Consider the following 16,290-nt stretch of genomic DNA (forward strand, 5'->3'; position numbering starts at 1 on the left):
TTTACAACTTCCAGTCCGACGAGCCTTTGACCAATTTATTTTGAATAACCACGCCGACAAACGTTACAAATATCAGCATTGTCGGAACGAACCAGTTATATTCATTGACCAGCGAGTAAACAAAACCGGCGTCTGTTGTTTTCGGCGTATTCTGAAACTTTTCGTACAGATGCGCAAGTGCAAGCATACCGGTAATTATCAGCACAGCTCCGCCGAGACTGGTAAAAAGCATTACAGAAATTTTAAATACGATAAATGAAATCATACCTCCCGCGACAACGCCGATGATAATTCCCGCCCAGATATACTGCTGCGGCAAACCAATCGCATACCAGATGCAGCCTGTAACAATACCGCCTGCCGCTGCGCCGAGAATACTGACCGCCCAGTGCATAAACGGAATAGACAGCACAGCAAGCGTAAGCAGTCCAAGAATACCGCCCCACATCTGTCCACTCGCACCGCCGCCCATTTTGGCCCCGAGATGCATTCCGGCGAACAGGCCGACCATTCCAAAACTAACGACTGCCAGAATCTTAAAAATTCGCCAGCCGTATATAAGGTAGATTGCACCAAAAGAAACAGCGATAAGCGCCTCAAGCCAGCTTAATTTGGCAATCTGCTGCCAAAAAACATCCATTTCGATTATCTGGCTCGAATGCGACTGTTGTTTGGTCGCCGCTTCAGCGAGAACAAAGAATAAATTCATTTTTTATCTCCATTTTTTTCCGGCGAAGGTTTTTGGGTCTGTTCCGCCGCCGGTGGCGAAAGCACAAGCTGAACCATAGTGCCGAAAATGAGCATAACAAAAACAATAACCGCGTAAATAGGCACTTTACCTGAAATATAACTGACGAGCCTGAACCCTTTGTAAAAGAGCAGCATAATCAGACCCGCGAAAATCACAGCCGAACCGAGCGAAGAAGAAATAATCGCTATAAACACCCGCGGCATAACAACAGCGGCAAAACCGGCAAGCAGCATCGCAAGAACCGCTGCGCCGATGGAAATCAACGACGCTGATTTTATATTTTCAATCATCGCGGACAAAACAAACCTTCCGGTCGTGCGGGTTATCTCGATACATTGCGAACAACCTATGACAACGCCCGGCTGTTCATACTGCGGCCAGCGCGTATAATTTTGCGCAGCAGACTCGGCATTTACATGACCGCAAACCGACGCGACAATAATCAGTACAAACACAACAATCATCACAACGCCGAAAATTCCAAGTGTAAATTTTTCAACCAGCGCACCAACTGCCATCCCTATAATAGATACAATCAGCATCATTACACATCCGTAATCGCCAAGGCACAAAGCTATCGCGGCAAATATTATACCGCCGGCCGTCGCGCCGAGGACTTTACGCCATCGCAGACCTGCCAGCCAAATACACAGACCAACCGCAACAACAGCCATACCGGGGACAAACATCACCCGGCTGTCAAACTTCGCAGCAAGACTTTGATAATATTCTATCGCTTCGTACATAATAAACGTCGCTCTTTACCGGTCGTTTCCGCCGCGGCTCCAACGCTCGCGGCTCTGATTTTTATATTTTTAGAGATACCCGTATCTTTTATCGGTCTAATATAGGCAAAATCTTGAATATGGGTAAAATAACAGATAACAAAATGATTTGAAACAAGAAATTGTAAGTCTTGCAATATCGGCAGGATATGTGTAGTATTACAATCTCAAAACTTAAACGGAAAGAGATTCTATGCTCACAAAATGGCTCGATTTTATTAAAACGGATATTTGGCGAATGCGTCAGAGGGATTTGCCCCGCAAAAAATCTTTCATAATTGGATTCATAAGAATAATTGCGCTGGCGTTTCGCGGCTTCAGTGAAAACAAATGCGGCTTCAGGGCTTCGGCACTGACTTTCTATACCCTGCTTTCGATTGTGCCGGTTATCTCGCTGATGTTTGCGATTGCCAAAGGTTTCGGCCTGCAGGAACATCTCAAAAAGCAGCTGATTGAAAAAATGCAGAACCAACAGGAAGTAATTACAAAGATTATCAGTTTTTCCGATGCGATGCTCGCAAAGACAAGCGGCGGTATTATCGCCGGCATCGGCGTTGTGTTTTTGTTCTGGACGATTATAAGCGTATTGAGCAATATCGAAAATTCCTTCAACGATATTTGGGGAGTTGTAAAGCCGCGAACGTTCGGCAGAAAATTCGGCGATTACCTTTCGATGATGCTTGTCTGTCCTTTCCTTTTAATTATTTCAGGAAGTTTAACTGTTGCCGTCGGCAGTCAGATTCAAAGCCTGATGACAAAAATACCTATGCTGCAAAATCTCGGCCTGGCATTTTGGCTTCCGCTTAAAATTCTGCCTTATGTAACAATATGGATACTTTTAACATTCATATTCGTTTTAATGCCCAATACAAAAGTAAAATTCTCCTCGGCCATTATAGCAGGTATCGTAGCAGGCACACTTTTCCAGTTCACTCAATGGATATACGTCAATTTCCAGATAGGCGTCGCGAAATACAACGCTATCTACGGCAGTTTCGCGGCGATTCCTTTATTTTTGATTTGGCTGCAAACAAGCTGGCTCATTGTTTTGTTCGGCGCAGAGGTTTCGTTCGCGCATCAAAATGTCGAGACTTACGAATACGAACCGGATTGTATGTCGGCAAGCAAGGCGTTTAAAACTCTGATTGCGATTCTTATCGCACAGCGAGTTGTGAAGAGATTTTGCAATGAGGAAAAACCCGCCGATGCCCCGATGTTTTCGCACGAGCTGGATATACCAATTCGGTTAGTAAGACAGGTTCTGTATCAGCTTACGGAATCCGGAGTATTGTCGGAAGTCAAAAACACGTTTAAGGAATTCGCGTATCAGCCCGCGACCGATGTTGACAAGATGACTATAAAGTTCGTAATCGACCGGCTCGACAACCGCGGCACGGCAAACGTCCCTGTGCTAATGACAAAAGAACTGGAAAAATTGACGCAGAGCCTTCGCCAATTCGGAACGATAATTGAAAAGTCGGAAGCGAATATTCTTTTGAAAAATCTATAAAGTGGCGCATAAAAAAATGCGGATGAAAGGAGTCGAACCTTCAAGAGCGTAAGCTCACAGGTACCTGAAACCTGCGCGTCTGCCAATTCCGCCACATCCGCAGTAAGCCCCATAGTTTACCAGTTTTAATACCGCGGTCAAGTAAAAATATCTGCCGTTAAAAGCACGGTTTATTGCACGCAGTTGGCATCTTTCGGGTCGCCGCATTTAAGCCATTCAGAAGCCAAATCGGCAAAATCCAGAAAATCAACAATGCAATCGCTGTTCAAGTCAAAATTAAGCTTACACGGATAAATTCTAAATACATTATTGCTTGCATCAGCCGCACCGGACACACCCGCGTCTCTTACGCGCAGTCGGCATTGCGATGAATTCGCATCCGCGACAGTCCACTCATACGAGCCTGTATCAACTACTGTTCCAATAGTCGTCCATGTACCAGCATTATCAACAGAATAATCGAGCGTTACAGATTCTATCGGCCCAGTACTGTTCCAGGTAATATCATAAGCTGAACCGCCGGAAAGATTTTCTCCGCCGTTTGGCGTAAGCAGAGTCAGCGTGCCAAGTTCGGTATATTCAAATATATAAGCCGAGCCTGAATTGATTCCGAAATCATCGTCATTCACATCACCGCACATCATATAAGTTCCATCAGTGCAAACGCTGCCGCCAAAGAAATCGTCGGTGGAACTGTACGCAGCCGTTATTTTTTGCGAGCTTGTCCAGTTGCCTACGCTATACATATAAGCCGCGCCGTTATCATTTCCCGGTGCGCCTATGAGAATTGAATTTCCGTTTATTGAAACAGACCGTCCGAACATATCGCCGGCCAGACCGTTCAAAGGTGTAAGTTCAGCCGGACATTCCCATCCTGTGAATTTGTATCTGTATATATATGCCGAGCCTGATTCAGTGCCGGCGCCGGAGCCGACATTACCATTCGATGCGCCGACAACCGCATAATCACCACAGATAGCAACGGAGCATCCGAAGTTATCGCTTGTGGCGGCATCATAAGCTTCAACCCTGTAACTGCTCGATTGCCAGATGCCGCTGCTTTGCCCAAAGAAATAAGCAGCCCCCCTGCTGTTTTCCGTATATGCTCCGACAATCATACGAGTGCCATACATAGAAACTGAACAACCGAACCGCGCGGAAGCCGCTTGAGTAGATGAGACTAAACGGCTGGATTCGGTTTCGCTTGTTGTATCGCTGACAGTAAAAATGTAGATAGAACCTTTCTTGCCGTTGTCCCCTTCTGCACCAACTGCCGCCCAATTACCGTATATCGTAACAGATTGGCCGAACAAATCTCCGCTTAATCCGTCCGATACTTTGACTCTTTTATGCTGCCCCCATACAGAACTGGTGTTTTTATGAAATATGTACGCTGCGCCTTTATTGCTGTTTGCCTTGTTGGCACCGACGATTATATAATCGCCGTTGATAGCAACGGAAATTCCGAAGCAATCTCCTGCCGCGCCGTCGGAAGCTGTAAGTTTTTGCTGCTGTGTCCACGCGCCTGAAACACGTCTATAAACATAAGCAGCGCCTTTTGAACTCTCATCCGCATACGCGCCTACAACCGCCCAATCACCGCTGACAGCGACAGCACATCCGAAAGAATCACCCAGTACGCCGTCAGAAGCATTAATTTTTTTAGGCAGCCAGGCATAACCGGCAAAAACCGCAGATGTACAAATACAAATGATTACAACAGCATAAACAAGTTTAATTGCGTTATTCATCTTCCAAACCTAAAGAGTGATTATTGATTGAATTCCCCACATTCTTCCAGTGAACCTCGGGATTTTTACGAAAACGGTAGTATACCATTCCAAACATTGTTTGTCAAGAATAAATTGCGACTAAGAAATCCTCTAATTATTATTCTGTTCCGTTGATTTTCTCGCTCTTATCGATAAGCACAGCATCAATACTTATCGGTTCGTTGGCATCATCCATCGTAGAGAACACCAGAACGAACGGCTTACACATTTCGCCTGAAACGCTTCTGAAGCCTGCGGTCATTTTTCCATTATCTTTTACCGCATCGCCGCAGTTAAAAGCTATCGCGTAAACTTTGGCAGGTTCTAATTTCACCGGCAGCGTCCAGTTTTTGCCGGACTCGTCGAACACTGGCGTCCCAGTAAGTGCCGGCAGCACGCCCTGCTCAAACGACGAATAAAACCAGTTCGTGGTATCCATCGGCTCACTAAACTGAATCGTTATGCTGTCAACAGACAAAGAATTTACATCCTGAACGTACAACTGCGGCAACGATTCAACAATTTCAGGCATCTGCTTTTTTTTATCCGCTTTCCGAACAGCAGAACCATTGCTAATATCACGAATCATATTCGACGAACGAACTGCCGGTATTCGCTGATTAGCGAAATTTCTTATCACAAAATCAAAATGCTGGATTGCGTTTTCGTTATCACCCATCTCGAAATAACATAAGCCCGCTCTATAATACGCCTGCGCAAGATATTTAGTATTAGTATCTGACGTATTACTGTCGATTATGCGCCTATATATATCGACAGCTTTCTGATATTCATTTTTGGATTCCTGGAAAATCGCGTCGCGGAAATAAGTCTCGATACTCTTATCAGCAGTTTGTTCCGCCACAGACACCGTTTGCTGCGGCTCGGTATTCTCCTGCCTGCGGATTTTTTCTTTTACCGCTTCGCCGTCAAGCCGCTCGATAACTCTGACGATTTCCTTTTTGGCAGCCGTTTTTTCTTTTTCATAATCGAAAAGATTTTCTCCGCCTGTGAAACCGATTTTCAAATGCTCAATTTTATCAAAATACAACGGCAGCAGTTCATTATTTATAAATTTAACCCTATCGTAATTGCATCTTTCGGCAAGCTGATACAATCCGTTTTGCCTGATATAGTCAAGCAGATATACCATCCTCTGGCCGTTCAAGAGAAAATGCACTGTCTGCTCATCGATTTTTTCAAATCCTTCTGCTCTCTTGAATTTCGCCGGCAAATTGAAAAGTATATCCAGCCGTAAATTATTGAGCATCACCGCGGTATCTGACGCGAAAAGGTTGTAACGCAAAGGAGAATTTTGCTTTTGCCATTCTTTCTCTTCGGCCTGTGATTTCAGAGTTTTCAACCCAACAATCCTGTTGTTTGCGTCTTCGAGCCACATTGCCTGAAGATTACATTTAAGTTGGCCGAAATGGATTGCAACTTCGTCAACTGATTTGAAAAAAGCCTGACCTTTGAAATAATATTTGCCGCTCGGCAAGGCTCTCCATTCAACATCGCTCCATGCATCAATGCCTTCGGATTTAAGGAGTGATTCTTTTATCAGCAGAAGATAACTTCGGTAATCCTGACAGCCAACACCACACGGGTCGATAACAGTTTCCAAAGATATCTTTCCCGAGCCGTCAGGATTTAGAGACACAGTCGCCTGTCCCTGAATGCATCCTGCAACGGGCAACAGAGAAAAAACTACCAGAATTAACAGCCTGTTAATATGTTTCATTTCAAATTTTCAAAAAACTTTCTAACAAGTCCGAAGTCTAACCCATCTCCGGCATTTTCTCAACTTAATTGAGCCGTGCTTTTCGACTTCTTTTAACTTATTGTAGTTACAACAGTAATGGATTTCAGTACTAATACATCGGCCGATCAAAGCCATAATATTTATATATGGATTCGACAAATATGCAAAAAATTTACTGCTGTGCTACTAATTTACCAATTTAATATTGACAAAGTACGATTTATAGTTAAATTGGGCAGAAAAGGCAACATAGGATGGAAATAGAATATGGATATTCAGTAGCGAGGACTAAAAAGTATGGATACGACAAAAGAATTGTACACGACGGGCGAAGCTGCGGATCTTTGTAACCTCAGCCAGCAAACTATTATCAGGTGTTTTGATTCTGGAAGACTTCGCGGTTTTCGCATTCCAGGTTCCAAGTTCAGAAAAATTCCGCGCGACAGTCTGATGAAGTTTATGAAGGAAAACAACATTCCTATTATGAATCTTCAGACCGGACGCAGGCGTCTGCTGATAGTTGACGACGATGCGGAAATTGTTGAGCTTATGACAGATGTACTCGCACGCGACGGCAGGTTTGAAGTACGAACTGCTTCGACAGGTTATGACGCCGGTATTATGACGCAGAAGTTCAGGCCTGACTTGATACTGCTTGACTATATGCTGCCGGACGTCAACGGCAATATCGTCTGCAAGACCATCAAGCAGGACCCGGAGTTCGCTAACACAAGAATTATCATTATCAGCGGCGTTATTAATCAGACTGAAATTGACGACCTGCTGAAAGCCGGCGCGGAGTCGTTCGTTAAGAAGCCTTTCAATATTACAGACCTGATTGAAAGAATCGCGACTACTCTCCAGGCTTAACGACAGGAATATTGGTTTAGCCGTTGCCGGAACGGCGATGATTTGTACACGGAAGAAGACAGATAGATGGCAAGTATTTTACCAAATGTTTCCGCGCGAAACGCGGCGTTTGCACTGTATCAGCTCGACACACCCGCTGTTCATCCAGACAGCGTGATTCGATGTATAAAAGCTATTAACGAATATAAACCCGCTCTGGCTTCTGTCGCCCAAACCGACCCCGCTGTCGCCATCGCCCTTGTGAATCTTTTCAGGCAGCACAATATCGAATTCAATTTTGAAAACCTGAATTTCGAACAGTGCGTCAACGAAATTCCCACGAATAAAATTCTAAAAACATTTCTGAATATAAAGACATTCGACATCACCGGCTTTCATTCGCAGATTCCGATTGCGAAGATGAACGGTATTTCCGCAGTTCGCGCATACACGGCCAAACTGATTGCCGCCCAAACGAATATGAATGAAAGTCTGGCGTTTTTTGCCGCCCTGTTTGCCGACATTGGCTTGCTCGCTCTTGCCGAGCTTTACCCCAAGAGTCTTGCCGGAATGTACGAAGACGCTGCCGGCGATTCTCTTTCGCTGCTTCGGATGGAAAAAGAAAATCTCGGTCTGACGCACAATGTAATTTCTCGTCAGCTCGCTCAAAAATGGCTGCTTCCGCAGGTTGTCGCCGATTGCGGCTGGCTCTATTGCAGTCCCGCAGCCGACAAACTCGAAACACTGCCGAATTTTGAATATATTATGATTGTCCGTCTGGCTGATATTATCGCCAAAAACATCGACAACGGCGGAAGCATCACAATCCCCTCCGCGATTCCAATCAGCCCTGATGATGTGAACGAAATAAATGAAAAGGCCCGGAATTTCGCCTCGCAGTTAAACACCGCCGAGGAAAAACCTGAAAGCCAGATAATCAAACAAGCGTTGATGACGCTGCTCGACAAACCCGTAGAGCAAAACATTACCGATTTTCAAAATAATGTCTGGAACGCAGTCAAGCCCGTGGTTTCGACCATTGAAGCGGCCGGAATCATCTGCGGCCTGATATGCAAAAAGTTGAATGTGCAAAAAGCCTGCATATATCTCAACGCCGGCTACGAAGCGGTAAAAACCATCGGCGACAATACGGAATTTATGACGTTTGAAGCCATGCCGACAAATCAGCAGATAAATTTCGCGGATGCGGGCACAACACAGATAAAATTAGATGCCATTGGTCAGATGTTTCTGCAAACGATGCAGGATTTGGATGTTTTGGCGATTGCAAATATAGTTACGCAAGTATTAACGTCGAAATCGGCGGAAGAATATAATCTTTCGATTGCACAGGCACTGCTGGAAAACTTCACACCGGCAGTTCGACCCACACAACCCACACCGCCAACCACGCCCGCACCGCAGCCGATGATACCGCCTTTGCAGCCGCAGGCAAAACCGCAGTCATCGCAAACACCGCCGACACAACAGACAACTGTTCAAACGCCGCAGGAGCTTCAGGAACGAATTGCTGAAATCGCCGCCGGCGCCGCGCACGAACTGAACAATCCGCTTACGGTAATTTCCGGCAGAGCGCAGCTTCTCAAGCAACAGGAAACTGACCCGACAAAACGATTGATGCTCGAGCAGATAACCGAAAAGACCGGCCAGGCTTATGAAATCGTCGGCCAGCTTATGAGTTATGCCCGCCCGTCAAGCCCGCAGATTAGAACGGTTTCGCCGTTTATAATGATTAATAACTGCATTGAAAAAGTAAACGCTCGTTATCTGGATGAGCCGGTCGATATCACAATCGACAGCAGCATTGAGAATCTTAGCGATATCGAAGTCGATTCCGAACAAATCGTCGAAGCTATCTCGCAGATAATGTACAACTCACTGGAATCGTATGAAAGCGGCAACGGCCCTGTCATAATTTCCGGCAGCGAACATGTCCAAGGCTTTGTAGAAATCCGCATACAAGACCAGGGTTGCGGCATGAGTGAAGAAACATTACAAAAAGCCGCCGAGCCGTTTTACTCCGACAAGCCTGCCGGCCGCCAGCGTGGAATGGGTCTTGCTTTGGCCGCGAGCCTCCTGCAAAACAACGGCGGAAAAATATCATTCGATAGCCAAATCGACAAAGGCACAACAGTATCTGTCCAACTGCCCAAAACCGGTAAGTCCGAATAACAATGGCTGTTTAGTTTTGCCCACAATCGCCGCTTAAACACACTTTTCACTGCCCGCAAACAGTCTGTTTATTGGACGTTATTTAAACGAACAAAATAGTAAATCCCTTCTTAAATGACATCATAATTATGCCGAAGTAGAGAATAATGAAATGATATTATGTCCTTTAAGGAGACTGACTTTTGAAGGAAGAAAGAAATATTAGGCTGCGTAAGGTTGTCAGGAAACTCAACCAGGTCAAGAGATCACAAAAAAAACAGATTGACATTTTATGTAATGACATCCTAACTGCGCACGCTGATTTTATAAGTCATCTGAAAAACTTTCAGTTCGCCGCTGATTTTTACGAGAACATTCTGGGCATAACAAATTCCGAACAGCTTGCCCGAAATGTCGGCGAATATCTGACGACCAATCTGAATGATATAAATATGGCGATAGTGTTTATGTTTTCCGGCCGTCCGCAGATTTATATTTACTCCACCGACACAGCACTTGAGGACATCCCTTCGCAAATAGGTCCGTATATGACGCCGCGAATGGTGCAGTTAGTCTGCCAGACCGGCAATATCTGCACATCCGACCAGTTATGCGAAATGGGTTTCTTCGCGTCACCGGCAGTTTTGAAAAAAATATCATTGGCCGCAATCGGCCTTAACACCGCCGGGCCTGCATTGGGTATGCTTGTACTTTATCGTTCTGTTCAGCAGCCGTTAAGCAAATGCGAGTTGACGAAAATCGCTTCGGTAACGCCGGGCCTTTCAACTGCACTTAAGAATATGCAGAGCAGCGAAGCAATGGCAAACGCGTTTCCGCCCCACGCATAAAAAAAATGTAGGGGCAGACCTTTGTGTCTGCCCTTTTTTTCTAAATCACAAATTTCCCATTCTTATAAATCTTCTGTCCATCTGCAATGATTTCGCCATCATTCATATCCGCCAGCAAATCCCAGTGAATCGCTGATTCGTTCACGCCGCCGGTTTCCGGATAAGCTGCGCCAATCGCCATGTGAATTGTGCCGCCCATCTTCTCATCGAACAGCATATTCTTCGTGAATTTATTCGCACGCTCATTATTACCAATCGCCGCTTCGCCGAACCGCCTTGCGCCGGGCACATCGAGAATCTTGTTTAACAATTCCTGCCCTTTTGCCGCGGTGCCTTTGACAACTTCGCCATTTTTAATCTCCAACGAAATATCTTCAATTTCCTGCCCCATATAAATGCCCGGATACGAGAACCGCACAAAACCGTTCACAGAATCTTCCACCGGCCCGGTAAAAACTTCGCCGCTTGGCATATTAAACTTGCCGCACGAGTTAATCCATTTCCTGCCGGCAGTGCTAAACTTCACGTCGATATTTTTGCCTTTGAATTGAACAGCTTTTTTCGTATTGAGCAAATCGACAATTTTCTGCTGCTGACTTTCGAGCTTGTTCCAGCAAGCGACAGGGTCAGGCTCATTCAGAAAACAAACGTTATAAACAAAATCAGCATATTCGCTCTGACTCATTCCGCACTCCTGCGCCTCGGCACAGGTCGGATAAACGCACAGCGTCCAGCGAAACGTCCCATCGGCAGACCGCTGCATAAATGTTTTATTCAGCCCCGCTCTTGCGGCACTTGCCTTCTGTTTTTTCTCGGCAGGTGTGTTTTGCAGTTCTTTGACATTGAACGGCGCAATAACATTCAACAGCGCATCATAATTTTCATAAACGTATTTCGTTATCGGCGAAACATACTCAAGCTGACTGTCGGATGCGTTGTTGTAGAATATTTTTTCGGTACCATTCAGCGCGACTCTAAATTCCGGAAACGCGCCGACCTTCAGAGCTTCGGCATATACTTCCTTGAGCAATTCCTCGGCAAGATAAGTCGATGAAAGCAGCACCCTGTCGCCCTTTTTGAGCGCCAGTGAGTAATTGACCAGTAACTTCGCGTATTTATTCATAATATCCGACATAAAATTTATTCCTTTATTTTGCGATTGGTATATAGTATTTTCATATACTAAATACTATATACAATATACTGATAACTATCAACTAACAACCAATATGGAAATTTTTATAAATTCGTTCAGTTCGACGTTCCAGGCCGTGCTTCAAATACTGCTCATCGCCCTGGCCGCCGGCGTGCTTATGCGCAAAAATATCCTCACACAGGAGCAGCTTAAGGCAATTTCCGCACTGTGTGTTCGCGTACTGCTGCCCTGCCTGACATTCTCGAATATCGTTATCAATTTCCACCCTGATAAACTCAAAATCTGGCCGCTGATTCCGATATCCGCTGTGATAATGGTCGGCTTTGGCCTTTTGTTTGCAACGGTTTTATTTTGGCCGAACATAAACGACAAAAAGCATCTCTTCGCACCCGCCTCGCTGCAAAACGCAGGTTATTTAATTTTGCCGCTCGGCAAATTTTTGTATCCCGACCGGTTCGACGAATTCGCGATGTATTGTTTTCTCTACATCCTCGGCATAAGTCCGCTGCTGTGGTCGATGGGCAAATATCTCGTCAGTTCGCTGCCAGACGAAAAGCCAACACTCGCCGGCCTGTTCACGCCCCCATTCATTGCGAACATCGCGGCCGTACTGATTGTGCTTTTGAAACTTCAATGGCTCATTCCGAATGTAGTATTGAATTCCACAGATTTGCTTGGTTCGGCGGCCGTGCCTGTGGCGACATTTGTCCTGGGCGCAGTTTTGGGCAGTATAGTTTTCAGTATTAAATCTTATGTCGCCGATGCCATAAAAGTTTTAATTGTCAGACTCGTCCTCGTACCAATCATTACTATTGGAATTTTACTGCTGATCGGCCTGAATAAAAATTATCCGCTGCTGTGCGATTTGCTCGTTTTGCAGTCTTCGTCATCGCCGGCAACCGCGATTATTTTGCAAATCAAACACTACGGCGGGAAAGAACAGCAGCTCGGCTCGATTTTGCTTCTTTCATACATTGCGTGCATTATAACTATACCATTCTGGCTTGCAGTCTGGAAAATGATTATCGCATAATCACCCCCTAAAAAGCACAATAGTTCAATAATTTAACCGTTTATAGCAAGATAGTTACATTTCTTTTTAGTACACTTTATACATAAGTTTCGTTAATTTTCGTTTTTTGAAAAGGTATAGAGTATGAGTCGCGAGTTTTACATCGAGATGGCAAAATCAGGACTTGCTTTTCCAATTGGGGCGGATTTAGTTTTAAAAGAATATAAAGACCATGAAGAAATCCTGCGGGATGGTGTTCGTCTCGGCCACGTAATTGCCGAGGCCGCCAGACGCTTTAAAACACCTCTTGCCGTGCCGGTTATGGATTTGATGCTCGAAAAGGCGCTGATGCTTCGCGCGTTAGGTATTGCCGAGGCTGATATTCCCACCTGGCATTTCGCAGGCTGCCCAACCGCCGAACAGTTGAACACAATCCGCACAAAAATTCACGGCCCGCTCGACCCGCGTTTGCAGGCGAACGTGGACGCCATAAAATTCATCGCAGACAACACCGACCTTGTGCCGGTTGGTATGAGTATAGGCCCGTTTTCACTTATGACAAAATTGCTTTCAGACCCCATTACGCCCGTTTATATGGCAGGAACAGGTTTGTCGGCGGAAAACGACTCGGAAGTGAAAACCGTTGAAACGCTTATGGAATTGGCAGTTGAAATTATTCTGTGTTCATTGAAAGCACAGATACGGGCAGGCGCAAAAGCAATTTTTATCGCGGAACCCGCCGCGAACAAAGTCTATATTTCGCCAAACCAGATGGCACAAGGTTCGGACGTTTTCGACAGAATGGTTATGAAATATCTTCGCAAAATTAAATCCGAACTCGACGCTGCCGGCGTGGATTTGATTTTCCATTGCTGCGGAGAATTAACTAACGAAATGCTCAAGGCGTTTACTTCGCTGCAGCCGACGATGTTGAGTCTCGGCTGTTCACGCAAACTATGGGAGGATGCCGCGATTATTCCAAAAGACATTGTGCTGTATGGAAATTTGCCGTCGAAGAAATTCTTCTCTGACGATTCGATTACATTAACTGAAGTCAGACGCAATGCTTTAGAGCTTCACGAGAAGATGAAGACAACAGGCCATCCGTTTATCCTCGGCACGGAGTGCGATGTGTTAAACGTCCCCGGCTGCTGTAAAACGATTATGTCAAAGGCAATGGCGATAGTCGATTTCAACCGTCAGAACACCGAAGCGGATAATCTGAAATTCCCATCGCCTGACAAAAAGACAATTACCGTCAGCGCGTAAAGAAAAATTGGTGTCCGACCGTTTGAGCCAGACACCCCAATCGCTAATTATTATGAATCACCGCTATTCGATGTTTTTTAAATTACGGACAATTTGAATTAGACATATCGTTGCACTTGAGCCAATTTTCGGCCATTTCCGCAAAATCGACAAAGTTGACATAGCAGTCTTTATTTATATCGCCAGGCAAATACGAGAGACCGCAGTTGTCGGCCGTACTGAACTTCCACCTCCAGCCTTCCGACTTTATCTCCGGATTTGCACCGTCCGGATCATAGCAGTCAACACGCCAATAATAATCCTGAAATGAGTCAAGCGAACTAACAACAACAGAACTGGCATCCTGCTTATTGAGGATTTTTGTGTTTGTTCCCGGCATATTCGGGTCCGTACCGAACCAGACATCGCATAGAATAGTATCGCCGCTCTGACGAGGAGCAGGCCTGTCCCACGACAGCGTAGCTACATCAAACGGAATAAGATTAATCGCACCATTTGTAGGTCCGGGATTCGACGCACCATAACGGTAAGTAACTGATACATCGTCCCAGTTAATAGAGCCTATGTGAGTATCTGGGCCAATACTGCCTGCCGTCAAGCCTAAAAAAATCCTGCCGTAAGCAGCCTCAAGTGGCGCGGTCGAGGCGCCGGAAATAAACTTCCATGTATCATAGGGATCGGGAGTACCACTGGCGGGATCGCCATAAAAACGCCCTACTTCTTCATCGAAAATCAGAGTATTGGCGTCATCATACCACTCGACCTTGAAAATAGCGTCCCTGCCCGAAAGACCACCACCATCGCTTGAGAGAGTAATTGCCCACACACTAAAATCGTACTCATTGCCCCCTACAACAGGAAAATCCTGGAACATACCTGTATCATCCAACCATTCTTTCACAGCTTTGACGCCGCTTTTTACCGCATTAGCATCATTGTGACACTCGCCATTTGTGCCGTAAGTTGCCCAGCCTGGAATCAGAACAGTCTCAAACCTGCCTAAATCACCCTGTTCAAAGCCGGGGCTTAGCAACGCATTGGCCAAGGCGTTGCCGGCAGCAAAACCCATAACTAATATCACCAATAGGACAATCTTTTTCTTCATAATATATCCTTTCATTAACATGACAAGACACTCAACTTTTTTCAGCCGAGCACTCCAATCGTCAATTCATAAAAATCGTTATTAAGATGATTTTAAAACTATTGACAATTCGAATTAGACACATCGTTGCATTTGAGCCAATTTTCGCCCATTTCCGCAAAATCAGCAAAGTTGACATAGCAGTCTTTATTTATATCGCCAAGCATATACGAAAGATAGCAGTTATCGGCCGTATTGAAAGTCCACGTTTGGCCTTCCGACTTTATCTCCGGATTTGCACCGTCCGGGTCATAGCAGTCAACACGCCAATAATAATCCTGATTTGATGCAAGCGAACTAATCGCAACAGAACTGGCATCCTGTTTGTTCAGTATTTTAGTGTTAGTTCCAGGCATATTCGGGTCTGTACCGAACCATACGTCACAAAGAATAGTATCTCCAACCTGACGAGGAGCAGGTCTGTCCCACGACAACGCAGTTACTTCAAACGGAATAAGATTGAGTGCGCCATCTTCAGGTACAGGGTTCGACGCACCGTAACTGAAACTAACTGATGCATCATCCCAGAAAATTGAGCCTTTAATCTCAAACGCACCGTCGTGTCTATCCAAGTACAAACGAACTCTGCAGGTAACCGCCAGAGGCGGCGATGTCCTGCTGCCGGAAATAAACTTCCACGTATCATAGGGATCGCAGGGCTCTCCTACAACTTTCGCACCATAAAAACGCCCTATTTCTTCGTCGGAAATCAGGGTACTGCCCGCATCGTACCACTTGACATGGAAAACCGCATCAGCGAAGCGAAGACCAAGATCATCTCCTGAGAAAGCATAAGCCCAGACGCTAAAATCGTACCTATTACCCGCGATTACAGAAATATCCTGGTATAAAGAGGTATCATCCCACCATACTTTCACGGCTTTGGCACCGCTATGTACAAAATCGTTCGCTGAGGTATTACCAGTATGCCAACCCTTTGTGCCGACAGTCGTCCAGTTCGTCACATTCGGAGGATCAAACCTGCCTAAAGCACCCAACTCAAAGCCGGGGTTCAGCAAATCATTGGCCAAGGCATTGCCGGCAGCAAAACTTATAACTAATACCACTAATAGGACAATCTTTTTCTTCATAAAATATCCTTTCCTTAATTATAGCAAGACAGGGCGCTCAATTTTTTGTGATTGAGCGCCCTAACAATTCAAATACCAATTATTTCCTGCGTCTTGCAAGGAACAAGCTGCCCAATCCCAACAGGGCCATAGTTACTGGTTCCGGAACATAAACCATATTCGCGAACTC

14 protein-coding genes and 1 tRNA gene are annotated in these 16,290 nt (G+C 45.4%); 6 read left to right on the forward strand and 9 right to left on the reverse strand.

The features are described 5' to 3' along the window. Position 1: 1 nt before the first annotated feature. Both LLF92_05450 and LLF92_05455 read right to left on the reverse strand, forming a co-directional pair. A complete protein-coding gene (locus LLF92_05450) occupies positions 2-709 on the reverse strand; it encodes a TMEM198/TM7SF3 family protein (protein MCE5340558.1) in 708 nt (235 codons plus the stop codon). Next, positions 706-1,497, reverse strand: coding sequence for a hypothetical protein (locus tag LLF92_05455; protein MCE5340559.1), 792 nt, complete (start codon positions 1,495-1,497; stop codon positions 706-708). Before LLF92_05455 ends, LLF92_05450 begins: the two co-directional genes overlap by 4 nt. Positions 1,498-1,729: 232 nt before the next feature. On the opposite strand from LLF92_05455, the gene LLF92_05460 reads away from it, so the two are divergent. Continuing rightward, complete coding sequence (locus tag LLF92_05460; protein ID MCE5340560.1) at positions 1,730-3,046, forward strand: YihY/virulence factor BrkB family protein; 1,317 nt, start codon at positions 1,730-1,732, stop codon at positions 3,044-3,046. Positions 3,047-3,063: 17 nt separating this feature from the next. Here LLF92_05460 and LLF92_05465 read toward each other — a convergent pair. The 3 genes from LLF92_05465 to LLF92_05475 form a co-directional block, all read right to left on the reverse strand. Beyond that, positions 3,064-3,147: transfer RNA gene (locus LLF92_05465), tRNA-Leu, on the reverse strand. A gap of 69 nt (positions 3,148-3,216) precedes the next feature. Continuing rightward, complete coding sequence (locus tag LLF92_05470) at positions 3,217-4,797, reverse strand: FG-GAP repeat protein (GenBank protein ID MCE5340561.1); 1,581 nt, start codon at positions 4,795-4,797, stop codon at positions 3,217-3,219. A 139-nt stretch (positions 4,798-4,936) separates the two neighbouring features. Next, complete coding sequence (locus tag LLF92_05475) at positions 4,937-6,559, reverse strand: soluble NSF attachment family protein (GenBank protein MCE5340562.1); 1,623 nt, start codon at positions 6,557-6,559, stop codon at positions 4,937-4,939. Positions 6,560-6,877: 318 nt separating this feature from the next. Between LLF92_05475 and LLF92_05480 the strand changes: the two genes are divergently transcribed. The 3 genes from LLF92_05480 (at position 6,878) to LLF92_05490 (ending at position 10,449) form a co-directional block, all read left to right on the forward strand. Then, positions 6,878-7,450 (forward strand): response regulator, encoded by a 573-nt coding sequence (locus LLF92_05480; protein ID MCE5340563.1) that lies wholly within the window; start codon positions 6,878-6,880, stop codon positions 7,448-7,450. Positions 7,451-7,516: 66 nt separating this feature from the next. Then, the gene (locus LLF92_05485; protein MCE5340564.1) at positions 7,517-9,622 is read left to right on the forward strand and encodes an HDOD domain-containing protein; all 2,106 of its coding nucleotides are present in this window, start codon (positions 7,517-7,519) and stop codon (positions 9,620-9,622) included. A 182-nt stretch (positions 9,623-9,804) separates the two neighbouring features. Continuing rightward, entirely contained in the window at positions 9,805-10,449 is a 645-nt protein-coding gene (locus LLF92_05490; protein ID MCE5340565.1) for a hypothetical protein, read from the forward strand. A 40-nt stretch (positions 10,450-10,489) separates the two neighbouring features. Here LLF92_05490 and LLF92_05495 read toward each other — a convergent pair whose 3' ends face one another. Further along, positions 10,490-11,584: an aminopeptidase gene (locus LLF92_05495; GenBank protein MCE5340566.1), complete on the reverse strand. Its 1,095-nt coding sequence runs from the start codon at positions 11,582-11,584 to the stop codon at positions 10,490-10,492. Between the two features lie 94 nt (positions 11,585-11,678). On the opposite strand from LLF92_05495, the gene LLF92_05500 reads away from it, so the two are divergent. Both LLF92_05500 and LLF92_05505 read left to right on the forward strand, forming a co-directional pair. Beyond that, positions 11,679-12,638, forward strand: coding sequence for an AEC family transporter (locus tag LLF92_05500; GenBank protein ID MCE5340567.1), 960 nt, complete (start codon positions 11,679-11,681; stop codon positions 12,636-12,638). 123 nt (positions 12,639-12,761) lie between these two features. Continuing rightward, positions 12,762-13,886: a hypothetical protein gene (locus LLF92_05505; protein MCE5340568.1), complete on the forward strand. Its 1,125-nt coding sequence runs from the start codon at positions 12,762-12,764 to the stop codon at positions 13,884-13,886. Positions 13,887-13,968: 82 nt separating this feature from the next. Here LLF92_05505 and LLF92_05510 read toward each other — a convergent pair whose 3' ends face one another. The 3 genes from LLF92_05510 to LLF92_05520 all read right to left on the reverse strand — a co-directional run bounded on the left by LLF92_05510 (position 13,969) and on the right by LLF92_05520 (position 16,278). After that, positions 13,969-14,991: a hypothetical protein gene (locus tag LLF92_05510; protein MCE5340569.1), complete on the reverse strand. Its 1,023-nt coding sequence runs from the start codon at positions 14,989-14,991 to the stop codon at positions 13,969-13,971. Between the two features lie 98 nt (positions 14,992-15,089). Beyond that, entirely contained in the window at positions 15,090-16,121 is a 1,032-nt protein-coding gene (locus tag LLF92_05515) for a hypothetical protein (protein MCE5340570.1), read from the reverse strand. Positions 16,122-16,200: 79 nt separating this feature from the next. Continuing rightward, a complete protein-coding gene (locus LLF92_05520) occupies positions 16,201-16,278 on the reverse strand; it encodes a PEP-CTERM sorting domain-containing protein (protein ID MCE5340571.1) in 78 nt (25 codons plus the stop codon). Positions 16,279-16,290 lie beyond the last annotated feature (12 nt).

Source organism: Planctomycetaceae bacterium (assembly GCA_021371795.1).
In the GTDB taxonomy this organism is placed as follows: Bacteria; Planctomycetota; Phycisphaerae; order Sedimentisphaerales; family UBA12454; genus UBA12454.